Source organism: Alteromonas sp. ABV2_168 (genome assembly GCF_056161165.1).
Window position 1 is genome coordinate 12,676 of the sequence record NZ_JBSWYQ010000001.1, and the last position, 26,864, is coordinate 39,539.

The 26,864-nt window shown below is 46.8% G+C and carries 25 protein-coding genes; 16 read left to right on the forward strand and 9 right to left on the reverse strand.

Translation table 11 applies throughout. From position 1 onward, the window contains the following. Window positions 1-28 precede the first annotated feature (28 nt). Together ACXAH4_RS00080 and elbB are read right to left on the reverse strand one after the other, a co-directional pair. Complete coding sequence (locus ACXAH4_RS00080) at window positions 29-1,480, reverse strand: TrkH family potassium uptake protein (protein WP_119499438.1); 1,452 nt, start codon at window positions 1,478-1,480, stop codon at window positions 29-31. A 136-nt stretch (window positions 1,481-1,616) separates the two neighbouring features. After that, on the reverse strand, window positions 1,617-2,270 hold the full coding sequence (gene elbB / locus ACXAH4_RS00085; protein WP_349591021.1) for an isoprenoid biosynthesis glyoxalase ElbB: 654 nt from the start codon (window positions 2,268-2,270) through the stop codon (window positions 1,617-1,619). Between the two features lie 435 nt (window positions 2,271-2,705). Between elbB and polA the strand changes: the two genes are divergently transcribed. Further along, complete coding sequence (polA, locus tag ACXAH4_RS00090; RefSeq protein WP_474880633.1) at window positions 2,706-5,483, forward strand: DNA polymerase I; 2,778 nt, start codon at window positions 2,706-2,708, stop codon at window positions 5,481-5,483. A gap of 403 nt (window positions 5,484-5,886) precedes the next feature. On the opposite strand, the gene yihA is transcribed toward polA, so the two are convergent. After that, the gene (gene yihA / locus ACXAH4_RS00095; protein WP_119499436.1) at window positions 5,887-6,498 is read right to left on the reverse strand and encodes a ribosome biogenesis GTP-binding protein YihA/YsxC; all 612 of its coding nucleotides are present in this window, start codon (window positions 6,496-6,498) and stop codon (window positions 5,887-5,889) included. A 175-nt stretch (window positions 6,499-6,673) separates the two neighbouring features. Here yihA and ACXAH4_RS00100 point away from each other — a divergent pair, with 175 nt between their 5' ends. From ACXAH4_RS00100 to ACXAH4_RS00115, 4 genes are all read left to right on the forward strand, one after another. Then, window positions 6,674-7,297, forward strand: a complete 624-nt coding sequence (locus ACXAH4_RS00100) for a c-type cytochrome (protein ID WP_474848772.1) — start codon at window positions 6,674-6,676, stop codon at window positions 7,295-7,297. A gap of 350 nt (window positions 7,298-7,647) precedes the next feature. Beyond that, the gene (locus ACXAH4_RS00105; protein WP_474880247.1) at window positions 7,648-8,319 is read left to right on the forward strand and encodes a class I SAM-dependent methyltransferase; all 672 of its coding nucleotides are present in this window, start codon (window positions 7,648-7,650) and stop codon (window positions 8,317-8,319) included. 26 nt (window positions 8,320-8,345) lie between these two features. Then, window positions 8,346-8,849, forward strand: coding sequence for a Der GTPase-activating protein YihI (gene yihI, locus ACXAH4_RS00110; protein WP_474880248.1), 504 nt, complete (start codon window positions 8,346-8,348; stop codon window positions 8,847-8,849). 14 nt (window positions 8,850-8,863) lie between these two features. Next, window positions 8,864-9,337: a DUF2489 domain-containing protein gene (locus ACXAH4_RS00115; RefSeq protein ID WP_474869770.1), complete on the forward strand. Its 474-nt coding sequence runs from the start codon at window positions 8,864-8,866 to the stop codon at window positions 9,335-9,337. Between the two features lie 49 nt (window positions 9,338-9,386). Here ACXAH4_RS00115 and ACXAH4_RS00120 read toward each other — a convergent pair whose 3' ends face one another. Next, complete coding sequence (locus ACXAH4_RS00120; protein ID WP_474848766.1) at window positions 9,387-9,977, reverse strand: DNA-3-methyladenine glycosylase I; 591 nt, start codon at window positions 9,975-9,977, stop codon at window positions 9,387-9,389. Between the two features lie 119 nt (window positions 9,978-10,096). Between ACXAH4_RS00120 and glyQ the strand changes: the two genes are divergently transcribed. The 3 genes from glyQ to ACXAH4_RS00135 all read left to right on the forward strand — a co-directional run bounded on the left by glyQ (window position 10,097) and on the right by ACXAH4_RS00135 (window position 13,586). After that, a complete protein-coding gene (glyQ, locus tag ACXAH4_RS00125) occupies window positions 10,097-11,002 on the forward strand; it encodes a glycine--tRNA ligase subunit alpha (protein ID WP_474848764.1) in 906 nt (301 codons plus the stop codon). 2 nt (window positions 11,003-11,004) lie between these two features. Further along, window positions 11,005-13,077, forward strand: a complete 2,073-nt coding sequence (gene glyS / locus ACXAH4_RS00130; protein ID WP_474880250.1) for a glycine--tRNA ligase subunit beta — start codon at window positions 11,005-11,007, stop codon at window positions 13,075-13,077. 65 nt (window positions 13,078-13,142) lie between these two features. Further along, window positions 13,143-13,586: a hypothetical protein gene (locus tag ACXAH4_RS00135; RefSeq protein ID WP_474880252.1), complete on the forward strand. Its 444-nt coding sequence runs from the start codon at window positions 13,143-13,145 to the stop codon at window positions 13,584-13,586. A gap of 54 nt (window positions 13,587-13,640) precedes the next feature. Here the strand turns inward: ACXAH4_RS00135 and ACXAH4_RS00140 are convergent, their stop codons facing one another. From ACXAH4_RS00140 to dnaA, 5 genes are all read right to left on the reverse strand, one after another. Further along, on the reverse strand, window positions 13,641-14,333 hold the full coding sequence (locus tag ACXAH4_RS00140) for an HAD family hydrolase (RefSeq protein WP_474848758.1): 693 nt from the start codon (window positions 14,331-14,333) through the stop codon (window positions 13,641-13,643). Between the two features lie 168 nt (window positions 14,334-14,501). Continuing rightward, entirely contained in the window at window positions 14,502-16,922 is a 2,421-nt protein-coding gene (gyrB, locus tag ACXAH4_RS00145; RefSeq protein ID WP_474880254.1) for a DNA topoisomerase (ATP-hydrolyzing) subunit B, read from the reverse strand. A gap of 10 nt (window positions 16,923-16,932) precedes the next feature. Next, complete coding sequence (gene recF / locus ACXAH4_RS00150; RefSeq protein ID WP_474842323.1) at window positions 16,933-18,021, reverse strand: DNA replication/repair protein RecF; 1,089 nt, start codon at window positions 18,019-18,021, stop codon at window positions 16,933-16,935. 69 nt (window positions 18,022-18,090) lie between these two features. Next, window positions 18,091-19,194, reverse strand: a complete 1,104-nt coding sequence (gene dnaN, locus ACXAH4_RS00155) for a DNA polymerase III subunit beta (protein WP_474842322.1) — start codon at window positions 19,192-19,194, stop codon at window positions 18,091-18,093. Window positions 19,195-19,226: 32 nt separating this feature from the next. Beyond that, window positions 19,227-20,792, reverse strand: a complete 1,566-nt coding sequence (gene dnaA, locus ACXAH4_RS00160; protein ID WP_474880256.1) for a chromosomal replication initiator protein DnaA — start codon at window positions 20,790-20,792, stop codon at window positions 19,227-19,229. A 617-nt stretch (window positions 20,793-21,409) separates the two neighbouring features. On the opposite strand from dnaA, the gene rpmH reads away from it, so the two are divergent. Genes rpmH through ACXAH4_RS00200 form a run of 8 tightly spaced genes read left to right on the forward strand, consistent with a single transcriptional unit; the run spans window position 21,410 to window position 26,864 of the window. Continuing rightward, a complete protein-coding gene (gene rpmH, locus ACXAH4_RS00165) occupies window positions 21,410-21,544 on the forward strand; it encodes a 50S ribosomal protein L34 (protein WP_014290886.1) in 135 nt (44 codons plus the stop codon). Between the two features lie 15 nt (window positions 21,545-21,559). Further along, complete coding sequence (gene rnpA / locus ACXAH4_RS00170) at window positions 21,560-21,916, forward strand: ribonuclease P protein component (protein ID WP_119503225.1); 357 nt, start codon at window positions 21,560-21,562, stop codon at window positions 21,914-21,916. Further along, a complete protein-coding gene (gene yidD / locus ACXAH4_RS00175) occupies window positions 21,904-22,152 on the forward strand; it encodes a membrane protein insertion efficiency factor YidD (RefSeq protein WP_119503569.1) in 249 nt (82 codons plus the stop codon). Before rnpA ends, yidD begins: the two co-directional genes overlap by 13 nt. 10 nt (window positions 22,153-22,162) lie before the next feature. Continuing rightward, window positions 22,163-23,827 carry a membrane protein insertase YidC gene (yidC, locus tag ACXAH4_RS00180; protein WP_474880258.1) on the forward strand — a complete coding sequence of 555 codons (1,665 nt, stop codon included), beginning with the start codon at window positions 22,163-22,165 and terminating at the stop codon, window positions 23,825-23,827. A gap of 58 nt (window positions 23,828-23,885) precedes the next feature. Then, window positions 23,886-24,368, forward strand: a complete 483-nt coding sequence (locus tag ACXAH4_RS00185) for a YajQ family cyclic di-GMP-binding protein (RefSeq protein WP_303572547.1) — start codon at window positions 23,886-23,888, stop codon at window positions 24,366-24,368. Window position 24,369: 1 nt separating this feature from the next. Next, the gene (mnmE, locus tag ACXAH4_RS00190; protein ID WP_474848750.1) at window positions 24,370-25,758 is read left to right on the forward strand and encodes a tRNA uridine-5-carboxymethylaminomethyl(34) synthesis GTPase MnmE; all 1,389 of its coding nucleotides are present in this window, start codon (window positions 24,370-24,372) and stop codon (window positions 25,756-25,758) included. Between the two features lie 2 nt (window positions 25,759-25,760). Then, a complete protein-coding gene (mioC, locus tag ACXAH4_RS00195) occupies window positions 25,761-26,195 on the forward strand; it encodes an FMN-binding protein MioC (RefSeq protein ID WP_474842313.1) in 435 nt (144 codons plus the stop codon). A 6-nt stretch (window positions 26,196-26,201) separates the two neighbouring features. Then, a complete protein-coding gene (locus tag ACXAH4_RS00200; protein ID WP_474848746.1) occupies window positions 26,202-26,864 on the forward strand; it encodes a DnaT-like ssDNA-binding domain-containing protein in 663 nt (220 codons plus the stop codon).

Here is a 26,864-nt window from a genome sequence, read left to right on the forward strand (position 1 = left end):
ATACCACGTTCCGCGCAGTGTGTTTGCGTCAGCTGCGCCAGAACGTAGGTGAGAACAGTACCAGCAGTGAAAATACTTCCAGCCGTCCGAATACCATTGCCAGTACCAGCAGCCATTTACCACCGTCACTCACCTCTGAATAAGTACCCGCTACGCTGCCCAGACCTGGGCCGAGGTTATTCAATGATGCAGCGGTCGCCGTAAAAGCAGAAATGTTATCCAGACCCGTAGCAATCATACCAATCATGATCACCACAAACACAATGGCATAAGCAGAAAAGAATCCCCACACAGCCTCTACCACCCTGTCAGGCATCGCTCTTTCGCCCAGCTTTACCGAATAGACAGCTTTAGGATGAATGAGGCGGTCAACTTCACGTTTACCCTGCAGGAACAATAACAGTACCCGTACGACTTTCAGACCACCGCCTGTTGAGGACGCACAGCCGCCGATAAAACTGGAGAATATCAGCAAAATAGGCAGGAACGCCGGCCAGGATGAGAAGTCAGTGGTGGCAAAACCGGCAGTGGTACTGATAGACACCGCCTGAATCATAGCCTGATCCAGCGCTTCCTCTGCAGAGGTGTAATAGCCGGATAATGTAAGCACCAGAAAGCAAATCATGATCAGCGTAAACTGAATAAACAGAAATGCCTTAAATTCCGGATCCCGTAAATACCCTTTCAGGGAACGGGAACTTACTGCTGCGTAATGCAAAGAGAAATTCAGTGCCGCAATCAGCAGAAAGACAGAACAAATCACATTCACCATGGGACTATCGAAATAGCCCAGGCTGGCATCATGGGTCGAGAAACCACCTATCGCGACGGTGGCGAAGGAATGACATATCGCATCAAACCAGTCCATACCGGCCAGCCAGTAAGCCACCATGCAGGCAATGGTTAGAGATAAATAAATATACCAGAGATGCTTGGCAGTATCGGCTATACGGGGTGTCATCTTGGAATCTTTCACAGGGCCCGGCGTTTCTGCACGGTACAACTGCATGCCCCCGACCCCCAGAATTGGCAGGATAGCCACCGCCAGTACAATGATACCCATACCGCCCAGCCACTGTAATTGCTGACGATAGAATTGAATTGAATGGGGTAGAAACTCTATACCTTCTATCACGGTGGCGCCCGTGGTAGTGAGACCGGAAAAAGATTCAAAAAATGCGTCGGTCACGGTCATGCTGGGCTGTTCAAGCAAGATAAACGGAATCGCACCGAAACTTGCCAGTACTGTCCAGAACAGGACTACGATAAGAAAGCCTTCTTTCGCACGCAGTTCTTTGCGGTGATAGCGGTTCGGATACCACATCATCATGCCCGTGCCCACACAAAGCAGGAATGCAATGATGAAAGGCAGGCCGCTTCCATCTTCGAACATCAGCGATATCAGTGCCGGTGGGATCATTGTCACGCTGAACAATGCAACAAGTAATCCGAGAATCCTTACGATTGCACGATAGTGCATGTGCCGTTGAACCTTATTGTTTTTTTACCCATGCCAGGCATGGTTGTGTGTACTACCCCAATAGCTGACATTATGCGGTGACAAAGGCGAAAGGGAAAGTCCCATTCGCCGATACTCCCCGCCTTGCGGGGAGGTTTTAATTCATTGCCAGTACAGTTTCGACCATTTTGTCGATCCCCGCCTTTGCTTCAAGGATGTCCCCGGCGAGCATATAAGCAGGCGTGGTTACCAGTTTGGCGTCGGTATCAATTACAATCTCATCTACTGCACAGTCAACGTGAACAGCACCCAGTGCATTAATACCTGCGGCAGCACCTTCATCATTGCCAATGGTCACCTTACGCTGACTGCCATAAACAGCTGCTGCCAGTGCCGGAGCAATACAAGCGTAACCGGCCGGTTTGCCCGCCTCTGCAAATGCTCTGCATACAGTGAGTACATCTTCATTCACAGAGCAGTCTGCACCATCAACTGCAAATGTACACAGATTCTTGGCCGCACCAAAACCACCTGGCAAGATGATGGCGTCAAAGTTGTCAGGCTGACATTCGGTAACAGGTTTAATTTCCCCTCTGGCGATACGGGCAGATTCAACCAGCACATTACGCTGTTCGTTTTCAGCCACTTCACCGGTAAGATGATTTACCACATGCATTTGCATGACATCCGGTGCGAAACATTGATATTCAGCGCCATTGCTGCGAATCGCCAATAAAGTAATCACTGCTTCATGTAATTCAGTGCCGTCGAATACACCACTTCCACTTAAAATCACTGCTACTTTTTTCACGTTTCACTCTCCTTTGCTCTGCAAGCCAGACACAGCAGGCGTTATGCCATTTGCGATTAAAAAACAAACAAAAACTATACAAAAATTATCAAACTCTGCTGTCACTGTTTGTTATCAGTATGCTACATTAACTGACCAACTTGGTTAAACAACAAATTCTTAATTCACCAAGTTATCCACACTATCAGGGAAGAATTCGTCAAGGTAATGACATCTCTTCGAATTCCTGCAAAACCTTATATATAAAGATCTACGGATTTTTTTGCCGTATCAGATCTGTGTGCCCGATCCAACTTCTTTTTATTTTGATCACAAAGTTATCCACAGGCGATCCGCTTTTGTGGATCGAACAGCTCCGCAGACGGTTATATGGCTTTAACAGGCGGCCTGTGGCATTCTGCTCACTTTACTAATGCCTGCGATTTAAGTTTCCTTATGTCTGAAAACAAAACTCCTCCCTTTATTCTGGTTGATGGATCTTCTTACCTGTTCCGCGCCTTCCATGGTTTACCTCCACTGACAAATTCTAAAGGTCAGGATACCGGTGCGATTTACGGTGTGATCAACATGCTGAGAAGCCTTATCCGTCAGTACAACCCCACTCACATGGCGGTAGTCTTCGATGCCAAGGGAAAAACCTTCCGCGACGACATGTATAAAGAATACAAGGCAAACCGTCCGCCGATGCCGGAAGAATTACGATCTCAGATTGCACCTTTGCATGACATTATCAGGGCAATGGGCTTGCCGATCATCGTGGAAGAAGGTGTAGAAGCCGATGATGTGATCGGAACCCTTTCACGTCAGGCCACCGAAAAAGGGATCGACACACTCATCAGTACAGGTGACAAAGATATGGCTCAGCTGGTCAATGAGCATGTCACGCTGATCAATACCATGAACAACCAGATCATGACGACTGAGGGTGTTAAGGAAAAATTCGGTATTCCTCCAGAGCTGGTTATTGATTTTCTGGCCCTTAAAGGGGACAAAGTCGATAACATTCCGGGCGTGCCGGGAGTAGGCGACAAAAGTGCACAGGCACTGCTGAACGGGATCGGTGGAATTAAAGCCATTTATGAGAATCTGGACGCTATCGCAGGCCTTTCATTCCGTGGCAGCAAAACCATGGCTGATAAGATGCGTGAGTATGAAGAGCAGGCGCGGTTATCTTATGATCTGGCAACAATAAAGCTGGATGTTGAGATGGATTTCCAGCCGGAAACGCTGGTACCGTCGGAAGCTGATAATACAAAGCTTGCCGCCCTGTTTGCCGAATATGAGTTTAAGCGCTGGTTTTCTGAAGTCTCATCCGAATCAGCCGCAGGGGAATCTGCTACCAGCGCAAAAACTGACGAAAGTAACGGTGAAGACGACACTCCTGCACTATCAGACATCGACAAAAGCAAATACGAAACCGTTACAGATAAAGCTGCTTTTGAAAACTGGCTGAAGAAGCTGAAACAGGCACCACTTTTTGCATTTGATACTGAGACCACCAGTCTCGATTATATGGAAGCTGAAATTGTTGGTGTATCTTTCAGTACAGCACCCGGAGAAGCCGCTTACGTACCGGTAGCACATGACTATCCTGATGCACCGGAGCAACTTGACCGTGATTACGTGCTTGGTGCATTAAAGCCGTTGCTGGAGTCAGATTCAGTTAAAAAGGTTGGCCAGCATCTGAAGTACGACAAAAACGTCCTGGCCAATTACGACATCAATTTACAGGGCATTGCTTTTGACACCATGCTTGAGTCTTACGTGCTTAACAGCACGGCAACCCGCCATGACATGGACTCACTGGCGATGGCGTACCTGAATCACAAAACAATCCACTTTGAAGAGATTGCCGGTAAGGGAGCGAAGCAACTTACCTTTAATCAGATTGATTTGAACGAGGCCGCCCCCTATGCCGCCGAAGATGCAGACGTTACTTTAAGGTTGCATGAAGAAATCTGGCGCCGGCTGGAACAGCACGAACCACTGAAAAATTTATTACTGGATGTCGAAGTGCCACTGGCCAGCGTACTGTCCAGGATGGAACAGCTGGGCGTGCTGATAGATTCACAAAAGCTGAATCAGCAAAGCCAGGATCTGGCTAAGCGTATAACTGAACTGGAAGCCAGTGTGCATGAAGCCGCGGGTGAAACATTTAACTTAGGTTCAACTAAACAGCTGCAACAGATTCTGTTTGAGAAATTGTCTTTGCCTGTGATCAAGAAAACGCCCAAAGGCGCCCCGTCTACGTCGGAAGAAGTATTACAGGAACTGGCGCTGGACTACCCTATTCCTAAAATGATCATGGAATACCGTGGTCTGACAAAGCTTAAAAATACTTACACAGACAAGCTGCCAAAGATGATCAATCACCGTACAGGCCGTGTGCATACGTCTTATCATCAGGCAGTCACCGCAACGGGACGGTTGTCTTCCACAGATCCTAACCTGCAGAACATCCCTATCCGCACTGAAGAAGGCCGCAGAGTACGGCAAGCGTTCGTGCCACGGGACGGTTATAAGATTGTCGCCGCGGATTACTCTCAAATAGAGCTGCGTATTATGGCTCATCTTTCTGAAGATCAGGGTTTGCTTGATGCATTCTCGCAGGGCAAAGACATACATAAGGCCACAGCGTCTGAAGTATTTTCAGTGCCTCTTGAGGAAGTAACTGCAGATCAGCGCCGCAGCGCGAAAGCTATCAACTTCGGACTGATATACGGCATGTCAGCTTTTGGTTTGTCCAGACAACTGAATATTCCCCGTAACGACGCACAAAAATACATGGATTTGTATTTTGAACGTTATCCGGGCGTACTGCGCTATATGGATAAAACCCGTGAGCACGCGAAAGAAACCGGCTATGTTGAAACGGTATTCGGGCGCAGACTGTATCTGCCTGACATTAAAGCAAGTAACGGTGCCCGCCGGAAAGGTGCAGAACGTGCGGCAATTAATGCTCCTATGCAGGGTACAGCGGCTGACATCATCAAACTGGCAATGCTGCGTGTTGATGAGTGGATCCAAAAAGAAGCCGCCAGGGACGTATTTATGATGATGCAGGTTCACGATGAGCTGGTTTTTGAAATTAAAGAAGAAGTGGTGGAAGAACGCGTTGCCAGCATTGTAGCCCTGATGGAACAGGCTGCCGCCCTGTCAGTTCCTTTACAGGTTGAAGCCGGTACGGGAGAAAATTGGGACGAGGCACACTAAAACAGTAAGTAGATTACAGCATTTAGCGTATTTATCGTGATAATCACCGATATTTGGTAATTTTATTACAATTTCACTTGCCTTTTCAGCATTCTGTTGTACCCTAATGGATGTAGGGTACAGAGGTGAGAAAGCTGTTTTCAAACCTTTGCTTTAACCCCGGTAGTTTTACCGGGGTTTTTTTATGCCCTTAGAAAAGTCATTCCGAAAGCACCCAAGCAATTGTTTTTATTGGAAAATAAAATAAATCTCAAAAAAACTTCTATTTTTTTTCAATTAATTTGAACTAACCGGCTTAAGGGGCACTCTATATCTTCGGTTTTTATGTGTTTTCTCTCAGTCCTTTTCCCCGGCCACTTTGGTCGGGGATTTTTCTTTCAGCTACAAGAAAACCAAAAAACGCCTAAGCGTCCTCTTCCTCATTCAGTTCAAACCACTTATCCAGAACAGCAGCCGCTTCGCTGACACCAATCTTTGATAAAGACGAGAATGCCTGAACAGTAACATCCCCGTTAAAGGCAAGTGCCGCATCTCTGGCAAACATAAATGCTTCTTTTCGTTTACCAGATTTTAACTTATCCGCTTTGGTCAGAAGTGCGAGAACAGGTAACCCTGCATCAACAGCCCAGTAAATAAGATCCTGATCGAGATCTTTAAACGGGTGACGGATATCCATCATGACGACCAGTCCCCGCAAGCTCTTCCGCTTTTGCAGATACTCACCCAGCGAGGCCTGCCACTTCTTTTTCATTGCAATAGGAACCTGCGCAAAGCCGTAGCCCGGCAAGTCAACCAGCCTGCGGGTTTCATCAAGTTCGAAGATATTGATAAGCTGGGTCCGGCCCGGTGTTTTACTGGTCCTCGCCAGGTTCTTTTGTCTTGTCAGTGTATTTAACGCGCTTGATTTTCCGGCGTTTGAACGGCCGGCAAAGGCGACTTCTATGCCCTCATCCTGCTTTAGATGGCGGATATCAGGCGCGCTCATCAGAAACTTAGCTTTTGTGTAATACGACATGTTGAATATCCGTCTATACTTTGCATTTAATTTTAATTTATTTGACACCTGTCAGAAAACGGTTATAAAACCATAGTTTTATTATGGAATAGGTTTTTCTGGCGTGCTAAATGTGTAAAATACAATGATATCACGTATATCGTCGAAGCCGTTTGGTCCTTTGTAGAGATTAGTTATGAAAAAACTGTGTTTAGTTGTTTGTATGACGTTAGGTTTCACCACAAATGCCATGGCGGCAGGCGACCCTGAAGCCGGTAAAGCGAAATCGGCCGTGTGCGCAGCTTGCCACGGAATGGACGGTAACTCTATGATTCCTATGAATCCGAAGATCGCCGGCCAGCATGCAGGGTATCTGCAAAAACAACTAAAAGAGTTCAAACTGGCTTCTCAGACCGGTGGTCAGGAAGGTCGGAACAACGCAGTCATGAATGGTATGGCAGCACCTCTCTCCGAACAGGACATGGCTGACTTAGCCGCCTATTTTGCCTCTCAGGAAGCAAAAGCCGGCGAAACGCCAGAAAATTATGTTGCTGCGGGTCAGGCTTTATATCGCGGCGGTGATGAGAAACGTGGGATCCCCTCCTGCAGCGCATGTCACGGTCCGGATGGTAATGGCATGGGTCTGGCCGGGTTTCCGGATATCAGTGGTCAACATACCGATTACGTAGCCGCACAGCTGAAAGGTTTCAGAGCGGGTCAGCGCGCCAACGATATGAACGCAATGATGCGGGATATAGCGATGAAACTTACAGATGAAGATATCGAAATACTGTCAAACTACCTGGCAGGCCTGCACTAAGTACTTGTTATACAACGCTTGTTAATTAATTGTAAAAATTACCTTGTTTTTTGAAATTTGTTCTGTAGTATACAACTTCAAGTTTGGTGCTTTGCCTGAAAGCGCACCAGCTATACAACAATAATAAAAAGCAACAGTATAGGATTTTGGATAAAGTGTCAGGAAGACCTTGAACAATAATTCCAGCTCTGTGAAAAATAAGAATAAGGGGAGCACACCCTTGCACTTAGTGCAAATACGGGAGAGGTGTCATCAGACACTGATAAACGAGGTGATGGTTTAGGCCATCACCTTTTTTTCTTTCCGGCGCCTGTTACACTTCACAAATAGCATTCATCCTTTTTAATCCGATGCCAAAACTTACCTGCCCTCTTTGTCAGCATTCAGACATTCAGTTTTATCACGAAGATAAACGTCGACAGTTTCATCAGTGCCAGCGGTGTGATCTGGTATTTGTTGACGGACGCTCTCTGCCCTCCGCAGAAAGAGAAAAGCAGGAATATGATCTCCATGAAAACAACGCTGAAGATGAGGGCTACCGTCGATTTTTACAGCGAGCGATGGAGCCTGTAACGGCCACGGTCACCCCGCCGGCAAAGGGACTGGATTTCGGATGCGGGCCGGCCCCGGTGCTCGCCGGTATGTTAAGCGAATCCGGTTATCATATGTCGGTATACGACCCTTTTTATGCTGATGACAGCACTGCCCTTGAAACATCCGGGTACTATGATTTTATTACCTGTACGGAAGCCATAGAACATTTCCATACGCCGCACCGTGAGATTTCATTGTTAACCCGGTTGTTAGCCGCTAACGGTGTGCTTGTCATTATGACCAAGCGTGTTGAAAGCGCATTGAAATTTGCCAGCTGGCATTACAAAAACGACCTCACCCACGTATCATTTTTCTCTGATCAAACCTTCGCCTTTATTGGTAAACAATATGGGTATGACGTCACTCTTTATAGCAAAGACGTTGTTTTGTTGAAGAAGCAATCACAGATACCTGGTATAATCCGGTAATTAGTTTTTATTAGCAGGAGACAACTATGTCGTCCCGTTCGAAGAAGACCAGAAAAATTGGTCGCATTGGTGTCCGTAAAGATCCGGACTTCCGGAAAAAGAAGCCCGCCGGCTCAGAGAATTCCTCAAAGACAAACAAACATAAAGGTAATCCAGCGGGAAGCCGTAATGTTGTTGAGTCAAAACCAGAGCAAACGAAGGCGGTACGGGTGAACAAAGATCCCCGTCATGGCAGTAAAAAACCAGTGCAATTGATTAAAGCACCGGTAGCCCGTGCGACAGTGAAAAAGTATGCAACACCGGCTGATGAACTGGCAGCTCTGGAAGCAGATAACCGTTTATCTGATTTGCTGGATAAACTGGATGAAGGACAAGCCATTTCAAAAGCTGAACAACAATACGTTGATGACAAAATGGCACGACATCGTATCCTGTGTGATCTGCTGGGTATTGCTGAAAGCGACGATGAAGATGATGACGATCCGATGGACAGTCTCGATGCCATGAGTATGGACGAATTTAAAGACTAAAGGTGTCAGGTTTTATGTGGTTAACCATTGCTATCATTGCCGGTTTAGTCATTATTCTCGGCCTCGGTTTTTACGCAGGCCGTTTGCTTTTCATGCTTAAACAACAAAATGAGCGGCATAAAGCGGCCCGCGACGGACGGATAGAAAACATTACAGAAAGCATTATTGTCATCAGCAAAGCGATGCAGCAACAACAATGTGAGTTATCTGAAGGTGCTATCCGGATCACGAAGCTGTTAAACGCTTTACCACTGGAAACCCCGCCTGATTACCGCTCTGAGTTTCCTCACATTCATGCTTTGTACGTGGAAATCAGTGGCTTTGCTATTTTGGAAGAGCGCAAGCAGCTTCCGTTAAAAGAGCGTAAAAAGCAGGATGATGCACGGGAGCAGATTGAATCTGAATACGAATCCCGCGTTCTCAGGGAACTGGATGCGATAAGAAGCTGGAGCGAAAACCTCAGCCAACGTACTTCAGCATCGAAATAACTGATAACTCTCAGCGGCCGTATTTAACACGGCCGCAGCCCTGCAACGGCTAACGCCTCGCCTCCTCGCAACAAGCCTGGTAACAATGACAGGTGACCGTATGGTCGTTTACCATTCCCACCGCCTGCATGTAGGCATAGCAAATCGTTTCTCCGACAAATTTAAAACCAGCTTTTTTCAGTGTCTTTGCCATCAGTACGGACTCTGCTGAACTTACCGGAGCATCTTTATAATTCTGCCAGCTGTTAATAATGGTTTTATGGTCAGTAAACTGCCAAATGTAATCTCTGAATGAGATATTCTCTGTAATGGCCAGATATGCCTTTGCGTTCGCAATGATGCCTTTGATTTTTAGTCTGTTGCGGATGATACCGGGTTCCTGCATCAGACGTTCAACATCCTGCTCCCCCATTTGCGCTATTTTTTCCGGATCAAACTGATGAAACAGTGTTTCGTAATTTTTTTGTTTTTTCAGAATGGTGATCCAGGACAATCCGGCCTGCTGACCATCAAGACAAAGCTTCGCAAACAGTGAAATATCGTCCATTTCCGGCCGCCCCCAGTGCGTGTCATGATAAAGCTTATACTCCTCATCATCAGACACCCAACCGCAACGGTTAACATCAGGTGGCACTGTCATGGCGTTTCTCCTTTTAATTACGCGCTTTTTAATCAGTTTTCGCTGTTTCAGCCTACATTCATCAGCTTACAAATTGTATACTACTCCACCTTTACATTGGTCAGTTATAAGCAGCAAACATGCAGAAATACGATATTAAAACCTTTCAGGGTTTGATCCTCGCACTGCAGGATTACTGGGCACGTCAGGGTTGCGTGATTATCCAGCCTCTGGATATGGAAGTAGGTGCAGGTACATTTCATCCGATGACATTCCTGCGTTCTTTAGGTCCGGAGCCTATCAGCAGTGCTTATGTACAACCTTGCCGCCGTCCTACAGACGGCCGTTATGGCGAAAACCCCAATCGTCTGCAGCACTATTATCAGTTTCAGGTCATGCTGAAGCCGTCTCCTGATAATATTCAGGATTTATATCTGGGCTCACTAAAAGAGCTGGGCTTTGATCCGCTGGTGCATGATATCCGTTTCGTAGAAGATAACTGGGAATCCCCTACCCTGGGTGCATGGGGTCTGGGCTGGGAAGTCTGGTTAAACGGCATGGAAGTGACTCAGTTCACTTACTTCCAGCAAGTGGGTGGTCTGGAGTGCAAACCGGTTACCGGTGAAATCACCTACGGTCTGGAACGTCTCGCGATGTACGTTCAGGGCGTAGACAGTATCTACGATTTAGTCTGGACTGACGGTCCGATGGGCAAAGTAACTTACGGCGATGTATTCCACCAGAACGAAGTGGAACAGTCAGCCTATAACTTCGAATACGCCAACGTAGGCTTCCTGTTCAGGACTTTCGATGAATGTGAAGCAGCCAGCCAGTTACTGATTGAAAAGAATCTGCCATTGCCCGCCTACGAGCAGGTAATGAAGGCGTCGCACGCATTTAACTTGCTCGACGCCCGTCACGCCATCTCAGTGACGGAAAGACAGCGTTATATTTTGCGTGTCCGGACGCTGGCAAAAGCTTGTGCTGAAAGCTACTACCAGGCCCGCGAAGCCCTCGGCTTCCCATTGTGTAATAAGGAGCAGTAATCGTGCGCACTGAAAATCTTTTGGTAGAAATTGGTACAGAAGAATTGCCACCGAAAGCCCTTAAATCATTGGGTGAGAGCTTTGCTGCTAATCTACAGGCAGCACTGGATAACGCAGAACTGGCCTACTCAGGCATTCACTGGTTTGCAGCTCCCCGTCGTCTGGCAGTATCTGTATCTGATCTTGCCGGGTCGCAGGAAGATAAAGTGGTAGAAAAGCGTGGTCCTGCCGTGTCAGCAGCATTCGACGCCGACGGCAATCCGACTAAAGCGGCCATGGGCTGGGCACGGGGCAACGGCATTGAAGTTGCTGATGCAGAACGTATGGTCACAGATAAAGGCGAGTGGTTGTTGTACCGCGCCAGTGTCAAAGGACAAGGCATCGGTGAACTCATTGAAGGTCTGGTGAATCAGGCCATCAGTAAGCTACCTATACCTAAAGCGATGCGCTGGGGAAGTTCAACAACTCAGTTTATTCGTCCGGTACACACAGTTACTGCTTTGTACGGCGCCGAACTGTTACCTTTGACTGTTTTAGGTAAAGCCAGCAGTCGTGTAGTTCAGGGCCACCGCTTCCATGGTGAAGCTACGTTTGAACTTGACCATGCTGATAGCTACGCTGCAGCCATGAAGTCTCACTACGTTATAGCTGATTTTTCTGAGCGTGCTGAGTACATCCGTAACGAACTCGAAAAGGCCGCTGACTCTCTGGGCCTGAAAGCTGACTATGATGAAAGTCTGCTGGAAGAGATCGCCTCTCTCGTTGAATGGCCGGTAGTCATGCAGGCATCTTTTGAAGCGTCTTTCCTGGAAGTGCCCAAAGAAGCACTTATCTACACCATGAAAGATGATCAAAAGTATGTGCCTCTGTTATCAGCAGACGGTGCGCTGGATAACCGTTTCCTGTTCGTCAGTAATATTGAGTCTCAGGATCCTGTTCAGGTTATTTCCGGTAACGAAAAGGTTATCCGCCCCCGACTTGCTGACGCGGAATTCTTCTTCAACACTGATAAGAAGTCTTCGCTGGAGAGTCGTCTTGGCAGTCTCGAAACCGTGTTATTCCAGAAACAACTGGGTACGCTTAAAGATAAATCTGACCGCATCTCTGCGTTGTCAGCGTTTATCGCTGAGCAGACAGGTGATGACACTGAAGCAGCTGCGCGTGCCGGTTTACTGGCAAAAACGGATTTAATGACGCAGATGGTCATGGAGTTTCCGGACGTGCAGGGCGTCATGGGTAAGTACTACGCTATCAATGATGGTGAAGCCCCTCTTGTAGCTGACGCATTGTATGAACAATATATGCCCCGCTTTGCCGGCGATGAATTACCTGTCTCCGGTGTCAGCGCAGCAGTATCTCTTGCAGATAAACTGGATACGCTGGTGGGTATTTTTGGTATCGGTCAGTTACCTAAAGGTGATAAGGACCCCTTCGCACTTCGCCGCGCAGCAATTGGCGTACTACGTATCATCACTGAAAAGGACTTAGCACTGGATCTTGAAACTCTGGTGTCTAAATCTGTTGAAGTGTATGGCGATAAGCTTACCAATGCAGACACCGTAACGCAGGTCGTTGATTTCGTACTAGGACGCTTTGTTGCCCTGTTACAGGACCAGGGTGTCAGTATTGATGTTATTCAGGCCGTTGCAGCCCGTCGTCCTACCCGTCCTGCAGACTACGCAGCACGTGTTCAGGCGGTAGCCGCGTTTAAGGAACGGGAAGAGGCAGAAGCACTTGCAGCAGGCAATAAACGTGTTGCGAACATTCTCGCCAAGCAGGAAGGTAATCTTGCAGGGTCTGTAGATACCGCACTACTTCAGGAAGATGCTGAAAAGGCACTGTACGAAGCGCTGGAAGATGTTCAGGCTGAAGTGAAAGCTGGTGTTGCTTCACAGGATTATAATGCTGTGCTGAGCGCTCTGGCGACTCTCAGGGAAGCTGTTGATAACTTCTTTGATAATGTCATGGTAATGGCTGAAGATGAATCCGTACGGAACAACCGGCTGGCCTTGTTGTCTGTATTAAGACAGCAGTTCCTTGAAACCGCTGATATTTCGTTACTGACTAAACAGTAACTGGTATCGCCTTTTTAACGATGCCCGGCTACAACAATGTCGGGCATTTTTTTAGTGGAGTCACAGTGAATAAAAAGTTCGCTTTTTTATTAATGTTTGTCTTCCTTTCCGGGTGTAGCAGCCGGAGCGTAGTCAGTTTACCCGGCATCATGGAGCCGCCGGAAATTAAATTTGAGAACCTTTACCTGCGTGGTGTTTTTAACTGGTGGGAAGCCAATGCCAAATATCAGTTAAAGGAAGGTTCACAAGGCTGGTACGTAGATGTTGATTTGATTGCTGATGGTCAACCCTATGACTTCCGTTTATCTGACGGTTTCTGGACGCCGGATCAAACTTGTGGTGCCCGCTACAAAGGTCAGGTTGTCATGATGCAATCTTCCATTTATATGGTCTGCGGCACCGAATCCGAAAACCTGCAGTTCACACCCGAGAAAACCGGTGTGTATCGTTTTACCTTCACCCCTGCCAGTGGCGGTGAGGTCATGCTGCTGGTTACACCGAAAGCGTAAACAAAAACGGCTTCATTACGAAGCCGTTTTTTTATCTCTCATTCTTACCCTTAATTACACCCACTCCGCCACTCTGACTTTCTCCCCGGCGAGTTGCTCTGCCCGACCTTTTAACTTTTCAGAGGGATTGATAAGCGTAATGCTTTCCGTGCATTTATCCATAACAGGCATGTCAGACAAGCTGTCTGTATAACCGTGCACCCATTGTTCAAAACATTCTTTTTTCTGTGTAGCCATCGTCAGTTTATTTTTGCCAAAGCAGTATTCTGAAGTAAACAGACCATAGAATGCATGTGTGAGACGCGAGCCGATGATCCTGTCAAAAGGAATACGGCATTGCCGTGCGATATATCTTGCCAGCCAGGATGGGGCTCCGGTAATGATAACAATCCGGTAGCCTTCCCTTTGTCTTATTAGTATCTCCTCCAATGCACTTTCATAAATCAGTACATCCTGCCTTTCAGATAGTTGCTGATAGTATTCACTCAATCTTAATTTGAGATCCTTACCTGTCACGCCCAACGTAGCCAACCAGCATACGAGGTGCAACGACATCAACCTGGTTTTTCTGAACGCAAATAGAATAAGCAACAGCGGGAATAAAAGAATAAACAGAACAACCTTCCTTTTGGATGCGCATATCAGATACCGGTAAAACAAATATCCGGAATCACCATTGAACAGGGTTTTATCGAAGTCAAAGACGACGGTTTTTTTCTTTGCCTGCCTACTATCAAGTAGTTTCAAATTCTGCTCCATCAGCATCTCAACGCTTCCTGTTCTGGTTATGACTCATTTTTACCGGACGCCGTCTAACTGAGTGTGCATCCACTAACCTTCTTAAATGCACACGGCATTTTATATTTACAATAAAAAAGGGTGACTAATGCCACCCTTGTATTGATTATCAGTAAACTACACGTCGAGGTTTTCTACCTTCAGTGCATTCTGCTCGATGAATGCTCTGCGTGGCTCAACCTGGTCTCCCATCAATGTTGTGAATAACTGGTCACAAGCGATGGCGTCTTCAACGGTAACCTGAAGCATACGGCGGCTGTCAGGGTCCATCGTTGTTTCCCACAACTGATCAGGGTTCATTTCACCCAGTCCTTTATAACGTTGAATATACTGACCGCGCTTAGCTTCACCCATCAGCCATTCAAGGGCATCTTTAAATGACTCTACCGGCTGTTTCTTCTCACCACGCTGAATGTATGCTGAGTCATTCATCATGTCGTTGATAGATTCATTCAGGTCACGAATTTTTGCGTAGTCAGTAGAATCGATGAACTCCTGGTTCAGTTTGTAGAAGTAGTCGATACCGTGCATACGCATGGTGATCTGAATAAAGAATTCGCTACCTTCTTCTTCTGGCAGGATGTCGTAACGATACGTTGCGCCATCATTCTCTTTTTCATTGAGGCTGTTTACGAAACTTTCTGCCACGGCGCTAAGCGTTGACTCGCTCTTCAGATCTTCGTGTCTCAATGTTGGAGAATATATTAAACGGTACAGAATCGCCGGCGGCATCAGACGGTGAAGACGCTTGATCATCTTCTCAACAGACTGGTATTGCTTCACAAGATTCTCAAGAGCAACACCGGAAATGCCCGGTGCATCTTCACTGGTAAACAGTGCTGAACCATCAATAGCAATATTTGTCAGGTAGTTAGTCAATGCATCTTCGTCTTTCAGATACTGTTCCTGCTTACCCTTTTTCACTTTATAAAGTGGTGGTTGAGCAATATAGACGTATCCACGTTCGATGATTTCAGGCATCTGACGATAGAAGAATGTAAGCAGCAACGTACGGATGTGCGAGCCATCCACGTCCGCATCGGTCATGATAATGATGCTGTGATAACGCAGTTTCTCGGGATCGTATTCGTCACGACCGATACCGCAACCTAATGCAGTAATGAGGGTTGCGACTTCCTGAGATGACAACATTTTGTCGAAACGGGCTTTTTCTACGTTCAGAATTTTACCTTTCAACGGCAGAATAGCCTGATTTTTTCTGTTACGACCCTGCTTGGCGGAACCACCTGCAGAGTCACCCTCCACTATATACAGTTCAGATAGTGCAGGATCTTTTTCCTGACAATCAGCAAGTTTACCGGGAAGACCAGCCAGGTCCAATGCACCTTTACGACGCGTCATTTCACGAGCCCTGCGGGCGGCTTCACGAGCCCTTGCTGCATCGATAATCTTCGAAGCAATGATTTTACTTTCGTTGGGGTTCTCGAGCAGGAAGTCAGCCAGCTTTTCGTTCATCGTAGACTCAACGGCGTTCTTCACTTCTGAAGAAACCAGCTTGTCTTTTGTCTGTGATGAAAACTTAGGATCAGGTACTTTAACAGAGATAACGGCCGTCAAACCTTCACGGGCATCATCACCACTGGCATTAGTCTTAGCCTTTTTATTCAGGCCTTCTTTTTCCATGTAGTTGTTCAGTGTACGGGTAAGCGCACCACGGAAACCGGCTAAGTGTGTACCACCATCACGCTGTGGAATATTGTTAGTAAAGCAGAATATGCTCTCCTGGAAACCATCGTTCCACTGCATTGCGACTTCAACAGAAATGCCGTCTTCACGCTCAGTGCTGAAGTGGAAGACCTTCTGATGGACCGGAGTCTTATTTTGATTAAGGAACTGAACGAAAGCCTGGATACCACCTTCGTACATGAAGTGGTCTTCTTTTCCGTCACGCTCATCTTTAAGGCGAATGGACACACCTGAGTTCAGAAATGACAGTTCACGTAAACGTTTAGCCAAAATATCATAGTGGAATAAGGTATCGGTGAAGGTATCGGAACTTGGCCAGAAACGCACAGAAGTACCGGTTTTGTCCGTATCGCCGGTTATCGCCAGTGGTTCTTGTGGTACCCCATGGTGATATTCCTGCTCATGAACTTTGCCTTCACGACGAATTTTCAATTTCAGTTTGCTGGATAACGCATTTACAACCGAAACACCTACGCCGTGAAGACCGCCCGATACTTTATAAGAGTTGTCATCAAATTTACCGCCGGCGTGCAGTACCGTCATGATGACTTCCGCCGCTGATACACCTTCTTCCGGGTGCATGGCAGTAGGAATACCACGACCATTATCTGAAACAGATACTGAACCGTCAGAGTGAATTTGAATCACAATTTCAGAGCAATAGCCTGCCAGCGCCTCGTCGATAGAGTTATCTACAACCTCAAATACCATGTGGTGCAAACCGGTTCCATCGTCTGTATCACCAATATACATACCCGGGCGTTTACGTACTGCATCCAATCCTTTCAGGACTTTAATACTGGACGAGTCGTAGTTGTTTTGCTCTGACATAGTCTAACCTTTACTCCTCGTTCACGTGGCCATGTTCCACGTGAAACATTTTTTTGTCTTTATATTTGCTTATAAACTCGAGTTGTTCACGCTCTATAGCAGTCACAAAAAGCTGCGTGTCCATCGCGACTAACCCGTCTATAAACCGCTCTCGCTTATCTAAATCAAGTTCAGCTCCAACATCATCAAGTAAAAAAATACTGCGTCTTGATGTTTCCTGTTGGAACAATGTTGTCTGTGACAACTGTAATGCAGCGACAGCCATTCTAAGTTGCCCTCTTGAGAGAACTTCCTGCGCCGCAGAACCATCCACTTTAAATCGTAAGTCTGATTTGTGTGGCCCTGAAGTTGTGTAACCTACCTTTGTATCGTAGTCACGTTTTCGCGTCAGGCTTTCAATCAAAGAAGCATCTTTATCCCACCCCTTATAATACGAGATTTCGAGAGAAAACTCAGGTAGAAATTCACTACAAATGGCATTAAATATTGGCTGTAACCGCCCTATGTAGTCTTTTCTCTTCTCACTAAGGTGTTCCCCTACGGTTTGGAATTGTTGCTCCCAATAAGCGTTCTCGGGCGCACTCAGATTTGCTTGTCTCTTAAGTAATGTATTGCGTGTTTTTAGCAACTTTTGGAATGTTTGAAACAGCAAATTGAATTCATGTTCCACGTGGAACAATCCCCAATCGATGAAACGACGGCGTTCCCCGGGTGACCCGATAATGAGGTCAGTACTCTGAGGTGTAAATAATTGAACCGGTATAAGACTAACTAAGTCAGCGAGACGGTGTGAATGGTTGCCGTTTATTGAACAAACAAATTGCTCATGCCTGCTACGCTGTAATCCGATGTTTTTTACGTTGCCATCATCGCCCGCACAGCGGGTGAAAATGCTGAAACGGTCTGCATCATGACGAATAGCAGACTCATGCTTGTTTGTGCGAAATGAACGCCCATAACCAAGATAGTAAAGCGCTTCAATAAGAGATGACTTACCGCTGCCATTCTTACCACTTATCAGCGTTAAAGAACGAGACGGGATAAATGAAGCGTATTGAATATTTCGGAAATCAGTCAGCTGGACTTTGTCCAGTTTCATAGGCGTTGCCCGGGGGAAGTATAAAACAGAGAGACGAAAGCAAAGCCTTCGCCCCTGCTTAAAGATGGCCTACAGACGCATCGGCATGATGACATATAACGCAGCATCATCACCGGCATTTTGGATAAGAGCACTGGAGTTAGAATCAGATAAAGTTAGTTGCACTTCTTCTGTCGTCAGAGCATTAAGAACGTCAATTAAGTAAGCGACGTTAAAACCAATTTCTAAATCGTCGCCTTCATAGTTCACATCAACAATTTCTTCCGCTTCTTCCTGCTCAGGGTTGTTGGCTGTGATTTTGAGCTCACCACTGGAAAGGTTGAGTCTTACACCGCGGAATTTCTCGTTCGATAAAATTGCAGCACGGGCAAACGCATCTTTTAATACTGCCTTACTAGCAAGAATAGTTTTATCCCCGTCTTTCGGTAACACACGACGATAATCAGGGAACCGCCCGTCAACCAGTTTACTGGTGAAAATAAAATCGGAAGAGAAAAGACGAATATGGTTAGCACCTATTTGTACTTTAATAGACTTATCGTCATCTCCGATTAAGCGGGAAATTTCCAGTACACCTTTACGGGGTATGATCACCTGACGCGCCGGTAAGGATGCACTTTCATAATCCAGCCTGCATAAAGCAAGGCGGTGACCATCCGTAGCGACGGTACGGATAATATGTTCTTCGGTTTCCAGTGACATGCCGTTTAAATAATAACGCACATCCTGTTGCGCCATGGAGAAATGGGTACTGTTGATCAGGCGTTTGATGTCAACTGAAGAAAGCTCGAACTCAACCTCACCTTCCCAGTCTTCAAGATTTGGATAATCGCTGGCAGACAGCGTGGATAAAGTGTAGCGACCACGTCCTGCACGGATAAGCGCTTTGCTTCCATCGAGGCTGAACTGGATATCAGTACCGTCAGCAATACCACGGCAAATATCAAATAATTTCTTAGCAGGAACTGTAATTTCACCTTCTTCATACTCGCCTTCAAGACGGGTACTGGCGATGAGTTCTACCTCGAGATCCGTTCCGGTTAGCCAGAGTGCATCCTCACTAACTTTAATAAGTACGTTAGAAAGAATAGGTAATGTGTGTCTTCTTTCTACTGCACCGGAAACTAACTGTAACGGTTGAAGAAACTTTTCTCGACTAATGGTAAATTTCATTGATTTACTTTCCTGCCTGGAATGTCAAAGTTTTATGAGGACAAGGTTCTTATCAGGTTTTTATAGTCCTCTTTTATATCATGACTTTCCTCTCTAAGCTGCTCTATTTTTCGGCAAGCGTGCAGAACCGTAGTATGGTCTCTGCCACCGAAAGCGTTACCCAATTCAGGTAGACTGTGATTGGTCAATTCCTTAGCAAGCGCCATAGCTACCTGCCTTGGTCTTGCCACACTGCGGCTACGACGCTTAGAGAGAATGTCAGCAACCTTAATCTTATAATAATCTGCGACAGTTTTCTGGATGTTATCCACTGTAACGAGTTTTTCCTGTAAAGCTAACAGGTCACGTAATGCTTCACGGACGAAATCGATAGTAATAGGCCGACCGGTAAAATTCGCGTTAGCGATGACACGATTAAGTGCGCCTTCCAGCTCACGCACATTTGAACGTAATCGCTTGGCAATAAAGAACGCCACTTCATCAGGCAGGTGAATTTTATTTTCTGCCGCTTTACGCATAAGAATGGCCACCCTGGTTTCAAGTTCAGGGGGTTCTATCGCTATGGTCAGGCCCCAGCCAAACCGGGACTTGAGGCGATCCTCTACCCCGTCAATCTCTTTAGGGTAACGGTCTGACGTCAGTATGATTTGCTGGTTTCCTTCAAGCAATGCATTGAAGGTGTGGAAAAACTCTTCCTGTGAACGCTCTTTATTCGCAAAAAATTGAATATCATCGATGAGCAAGGCATCTACCGAGCGGTAAAACCGTTTAAAATCTTCAATAGCATTATTCTGAAGTGCTTTTACCATGTCCTGTACAAAGCGCTCTGAATGCATATACACAATTTTAGCACCCGGACGGTTTGCAATAATGCCATTACCTACTGCGTGCAGTAAGTGGGTCTTACCCAAACCGGTACCACCGTATATAAATAGCGGATTGTAGGAACCTCCCGGGTTATTAGCAACCTGAGTCGCAGCCGCTCTGGCCAGCTGGTTTGATTTACCTTCAACAAAATTATCAAACTGATAGGTCGGATTGATATTGCTTTTGTGCTTCATCGCTTCAGGGATGGGGACAACTGCTGGCCCACGTCCGGCAGGTATATTAGTCCCCGTCTGCTGATGAACAGGTTCAGGTTCGCGATATGCACCGGCACCAGAACTGGCTTTAGTGATGTTCGGGGCAGACAGGTTGTCATTTTGTTGTACATGTGGAACAGGCGCTGAGGCATTCACCTCCGGCCGTCCCATCCCTGTCTCTGCGGATGAAAACTGTGCAGGAGGTTGAGAACGGCTGAAAGTACCGGATTGAACAGGAGCCGGTCGACCTGAGGGGATACCGCTGGTGGGTCGGCCAGTACGGGTAGCAACATCTAAATGAAGTTGTGGGGAATCCTGCCCACAAAACTCGGTGAACAACTCTGTGATTTTGTCTCTGTACTTATCTCTTACCCAGTCCAGAACAAAACGATTCGGGGCAAATAACGTCAGAACGTCTGCATCTTCCTGAGCAGTAAGCGGACGTATCCACATACTATATTGTTGGGTCGGCAATTCCTGGCGTAGGCGCTCGAGGCACATATTCCACAGAGACATAATAATGTAGGCTCCAAAAGCTGCTGCAGACGCCAGTAAGACAAAAAACGGCGAAGAGAATACGTATTCCTGATTGAGAAAAAGGAAAAGCAATATTTATTCTGGGTAACAGCGGTGTATGTTGTATTCTAATTGTGATCGCTGTGGATTATCTGATCTTCTGTGGGTAAAGTAAATCACGATCTGGCTCGATCTTCCGGATCCAAAGATTAAACTATTGAAATTTATCCCTTATTTTATTTCGTTATATCTCTATCACAGATAATCGCTAAAACACTGTACGCTTGATCAGGCTGTGAGATCCGGGTAAAAAAGCTATGATCTTTACCGATCATCTATTGACTTGTGGATAAAATTATATTTGCAGACAATTTATTCACAGCAAAATTATCATGAATTGAAATATCTTTGCAGAGCTGAACAAAATTTCTGCACTATTTTATAAAAAATATGCAGTATAAAGGCGTTTTGGATTGACATCAGGTGCCGGGATCTCTAGAATTCAGCGTCCTTTTTGGATGGGCGGCGTAACATGCTTATCAATGGACACAATGTTTTGTTGGTAAGACTGCTATTTTGCACGTCTGATATTTAACTAGAAAAGTGAGACTTTGGTCATGAAAAGAACATTTCAACCGAGCAACTTAAAGCGCAAGCGTTCTCACGGTTTTCGTGCTCGTATGGCGACTAAAAATGGTCGTAAAGTACTAGCAGCTCGCCGTGCTAAAGGTCGCGCTCGCCTTTCTGCTTAAGAGTACTACCCAAAAGTGGGTGAAAATAATTTTTCCAGGGAGTTACGTCTGTTAACTCCCTCCCACTTTACCCATGTGTTTAATGACGCAACTCCTGCTGTATCCCCTGCTTTTACCTTACTTGCCCGCAAAAACGAATTAGCACATGCCCGTGTCGGGATTACTATTGCTAAGAAACGCGTGCGAAAAGCCCATGACCGCAACAGACTGAAACGTATCATCAGAGAAAGTTTTCGTCACCGTCGTCACGCACTGCCTGCAGTCGACATTATTGTGGTTGGCAAATCCGGCGCAGATAAACTCACCAATGACGAAATATTTTCTATGTTGGATAAGCAATGGAAAAAGTTAGCAAAACGCTGCGCAAAATAACCATCGCTCTTCCTCTGCTACTGGTTAAATGCTATCAGTGGTTCATTTCGCCGGTTTTAGGACAACGGTGCAGATTTCACCCGACTTGCTCATATTATGCAATTGAAGCATTAAATTCGCATGGATTGCTAATTGGCGGTTGGTTATCGATTAAACGCATATTAAAATGCCACCCTTTCAATCCGGGCGGAAACGACCCCGTGCCGGAATCACGGAATAATAAACACTCAGAATAAAGAGACCTCTATGGAATCGCAACGTAGTTTTCTGTTAATCGGCCTTGCCCTTGTGAGCTTCTTACTATGGCAACAATGGCAACAAGATTATGGCCCGCAACCTGTTCAGCCCGCCGCATCTGAACAAAGTAGCACGAATGCCGGTAGTAACGGTGTACCGTCCTCTCTGCCAGGCAGCGATGATGTGCCGGTTGCTTCTCAGGACGACGTGCCCGGCATGGTGCAGGAAGCTAAGCCTGAATCTGCACGTACAGTTCACGTACTTACTGACACGCTGGATCTGAAAATTGATTTAGTCGGCGGTGACGTAGTTAAAGCGAATCTGGTGAAATTTCCGTTAACTCAGGAATCATCAGAAAACTACAGCCTGCTGCGCCCTCAGGATGGTTTGTATATAGCACAAAGCGGTCTGGTTGGTCGTGATGGTCCTGACGGAAACCGTTCAGGGCGTCCGCGTTATGATGCTTCACAACAAGAATTTGTCATGCAGGGCGATACCTTGTCTGTGCCTCTGACCTGGCAAAATGCAGATGGCGTGAAAATTACCAAAACCTTTAATTTTACTAAAGGCAGCCACGACATCGCCCTGACCTATACCATCGAGAATAACTCGGGCAATACGACAACTTACCAGCAGTATGCACAGCTTAAACAAACCACTCAGGTACCTGATGGCGGAAACATGTTCATGCCAACTTACCGTGGTGCAGCATACGGTAGCGAGGAAGATCGTTATGAGAAGTACACGTTCGACGACATTGAAGATAAAAATCTGAAAGTGTCTACGGAAGCCGGATGGGTTGGTATGCTCGAACATTACTTTGTTTCAGCCTGGATCCCGCCTGCTTCTCAGGTAAATAACCTTTATACCAAACTGGTTCAGAATCAGTACGCCATTATCGGTTTCACCGGTACGCCGGTAAATGTAGCCAGCGGTGAAACTGCGACAATCGGTGCAGAGCTGTATCTGGGCCCTAAAGATCAGGACAACCTCGCGCAGCTGGCAAATGGTCTGGACCTGACAGTGGACTACGGCATTTTATGGTGGTTATCACAGCCATTATTCGCACTGCTTCAATTCCTGCACAGCCTGGTAGGTAACTGGGGTGTCGCCATTATTCTCATCACTGTTATCGTTAAGGGTGCTATGTATCCGCTGACGAAGAAACAGTATGAATCCATGGCCCGCATGCGAAATCTCGCACCTAAGATGCAGCAACTGAAAGATCGCTTTGGTGATGATCGTCAGAAAATGTCTCAGGCGATGATGGAACTGTATCGCAAAGAGAAAGTAAACCCGATGGGCGGTTGTCTGCCAATCATCCTGCAGATGCCAATTTTCCTCGCGCTTTACTGGGTATTACTGGAAAGTGTTGAATTACGTCACGCAGATTTCTTCCTGTGGATCACAGACCTTTCTGTGAAAGACCCGTATTTCGTGCTGCCGGTACTGACCGGTGCGAGTATGTGGTTACTGCAAAAGCTGCAACCCACAACCGTAACCGACCCAATGCAACAGAAGATCATGCAGTTCATGCCTGTGGCCATGAGTGTGTTCTTCCTGTGGTTCCCGGCCGGTCTGGTACTTTATTGGTTAGTCAGTAATATAATCACCCTCATCCAGGCAAAACTGATTTATGCCGCAATGGAAAAGAAAGGGCTAAAATCTAAGTAACTATCCCATCATTATCAGCCCGCTATAGCGGGCTGATTCATCTAAGAGAGGTCAAATAATGCCATCTTTCGACATCGTATCTGAAATCAATATCGAAGAAGTCCGTAATGCAACGGAAAACACCCAGCGGGAACTGGCTACCCGTTTTGATTTTCGCGGCGTAGAAGCCAGCATCGAATTTAAAGAAAAAGCCGTGACCATGAAAGCTGAGGGTGAATTTCAGGTTCAGCAGCTTGAGTCAATGTTCCGTAACGCCTGCTCCAAACGCAATCTGGATACCAGTATTCTGGATTTAAAAGATTACGATCACCGCGGCAAAACGGTGACCCAGGTCATTACGTTCAAAGAAGGTATCGAGCAGGATACTGCCAAGAAAATTGTAAAGCTTATCAAAGACAATAAAATCAAAGTGCAGACAGCCATCCAGGGTGATCAACTTCGGGTCACCGGTAAGAAGCGTGATGACTTACAGCAGGTTATTGCACTGGTGCGCAGCTCCGATTTAGGCCAGCCGTTCCAATTTAAGAATATGAAAGACTGATATGCACCCTATTGCCTCCTCACAAGATACCATCGTCGCACAAGCTACAGCACCTGGCCGTGGCGGTGTGGGTATTGTGCGTGTATCAGGGCCCGCAGCAATGGAGATTGCGCAGGCACTGGTACCTGTCACACTGGCTCCGCGCTCAGCGACTTATACGCCTTTTCATAATCAAAAGGGCGATGTGATCGATCAGGGAATAGCACTTTATTTTAAAGGGCCGAATTCCTTTACCGGTGAGGATGTGCTTGAACTCCAGGGCCATGGCGGACAAATCGTCATGGATATGCTCATTGATGCTATCCTGGCCTGCGGGAACGTACGCCTGGCAAGGCCCGGGGAATTTAGTGAACAGGCATTCTTGAATGATAAGCTGGATCTCGCTCAGGCCGAAGCCATAGCAGACTTGATTGATGCCAGCTCTAAACAGGCTGCGAAAAGTGCTCTGCGCTCATTGCAGGGAGAGTTCTCCCGCACAATAACCGCTTTATCTGAGCAAATCATTCATCTTCGCATGTATGTAGAAGCGGCTATCGACTTTCCTGATGAAGAAATCGATTTTCTGTCAGATGGTAAAGTCGCCGGGGATCTGGCTGATATTGTTGAATCCCTTGCAGCGGTACAGCAAAAAGCCAGACAAGGCTCGCTTTTAAGAGAAGGCATGCAGGTGGTTATTGCCGGTCGTCCTAACGCAGGCAAATCAAGCTTACTGAATGCGCTGGCGGGTCGCGAAAGCGCTATCGTCACAGATATCGCCGGTACTACCCGTGATGTCTTAAAAGAACATATCGACATTAACGGCATGCCGGTGCATATCATCGATACAGCCGGCTTACGGGAAAGTCCGGATAAAGTTGAGCAGATCGGTATTGAGCGTGCGTGGAAAGCGATTGCGGAAGCAGACCGCGTGTTATTTGTCGTCGACAGTACAGACACCGCTGTAATCGACCCGTATGAGATCTGGCCTGAGTTCATGGCACGACTGCCTGAAAACATACCCACGACAGTAATCCGCAATAAGGCCGATTTATCAGCAGAGACTGTGGGCATTCAACAGCTCACCACACAACATGGCAACGTCAGCGTGATCGGCCTGTCTGCCAGCACCGGTGAGGGTGTGGAATTACTGCGTCAGCACCTTGCCGATACCATGGGTCTGGACACCACCACAGAAGGACAGTTCATTGCCCGCCGCCGTCACCTTGACGCACTGGCGCAGGCAGCAGAACATGTGGATAACGGCCAGCAACAATTGCTCTCACATCTGGCCGGAGAATTACTGGCCGAAGAGTTACGTCTTGCTCATCAGGCACTCACTGAAATTACCGGTGAATTCACTTCAGACGACTTACTGGGTCGTATTTTTTCTTCATTTTGTATCGGTAAATAATTATGTCTAAACATCTGTCAATCATCGTCGGATCTGTACTGGGTGCATCAGAGTACGTTGCTGAAGCGCTGGAGCAGGTAGCGCAGTCTGCCGGATTCGCTACCACACTGCAGTTCGAGCCGGATCTGGATGCACTGGAAAAAAAGGGGTCATGGTTAATTTGCACCTCAACACATGGAGCCGGCGAGCTTCCAGAGAATATTCAGCCTTTTGCGAAGGCTCTGGAAGAAACCGATCTGAGTGGTATTGACGCCTGGGTTGTCGGGCTGGGCGACAGCAGCTATGACACCTTCTGTTATGGTGCCATGGAAATGGAAAAGCGCTTAACTGACGCCGGTGCAACGTTAATTGCGCCGCCTTTGCATATTGATGTACTTAACCATCCTATCCCTGAAGATGTAGCGGTAGAATGGTTTGAACAACAAGTTAAGCAATAACGTTTTATGTTTACCGAAGCAGAATATCACGCCCTCACCTCGCCGCTCTCTAACGACAGCAGAGTGTTATATTGCCTCGGTCTGAAGCCGACAGCCGATCTGAACGCCGCCCGTTCAGATGTCCTCAATTATAAGTTTCTTATCACCCTGTTAAACGGCAACGATCAGCAGGAAGACACCTATACCCGTGGCCAGCAAATCAATACGCTGCTCAGCGAACTGGATCAGGCCGGCCTTATCGCCCTTGAGGGAGAGGCAACCTTTGAGACTTCTCTGAGCGGCCAGCACGTGTTGTTGCCACTGTGTCGTCACGCACAGGATGACTTCACCCATCTTCACAGACAATACACAGCAATCCACGGACGCTGGCGTCCTGATCCTGCGCTGTTTGAAGAAATGGCAAACCTTATCGGGCTTATCGATCGTGAATTCGGTGATGAAGATATCGGTGAATTTGTATCCTACTGGCTGGGCCGGCCGGATGCTGTTTTCAGCCACTTCCAGTGGACACAGAAATTTGCTTATGCCATCAAGAGAAAACGGATGACGACCGGCCATACTACAACCAAAAAAGTGGGAAGTCAGACTGTACCCGTTGCAGCAGGCATAGAAGCAGACGATAATGCCAGAAAGCTGGTGGAAAAATACGCCTCACAAAAGAAGAGCTGA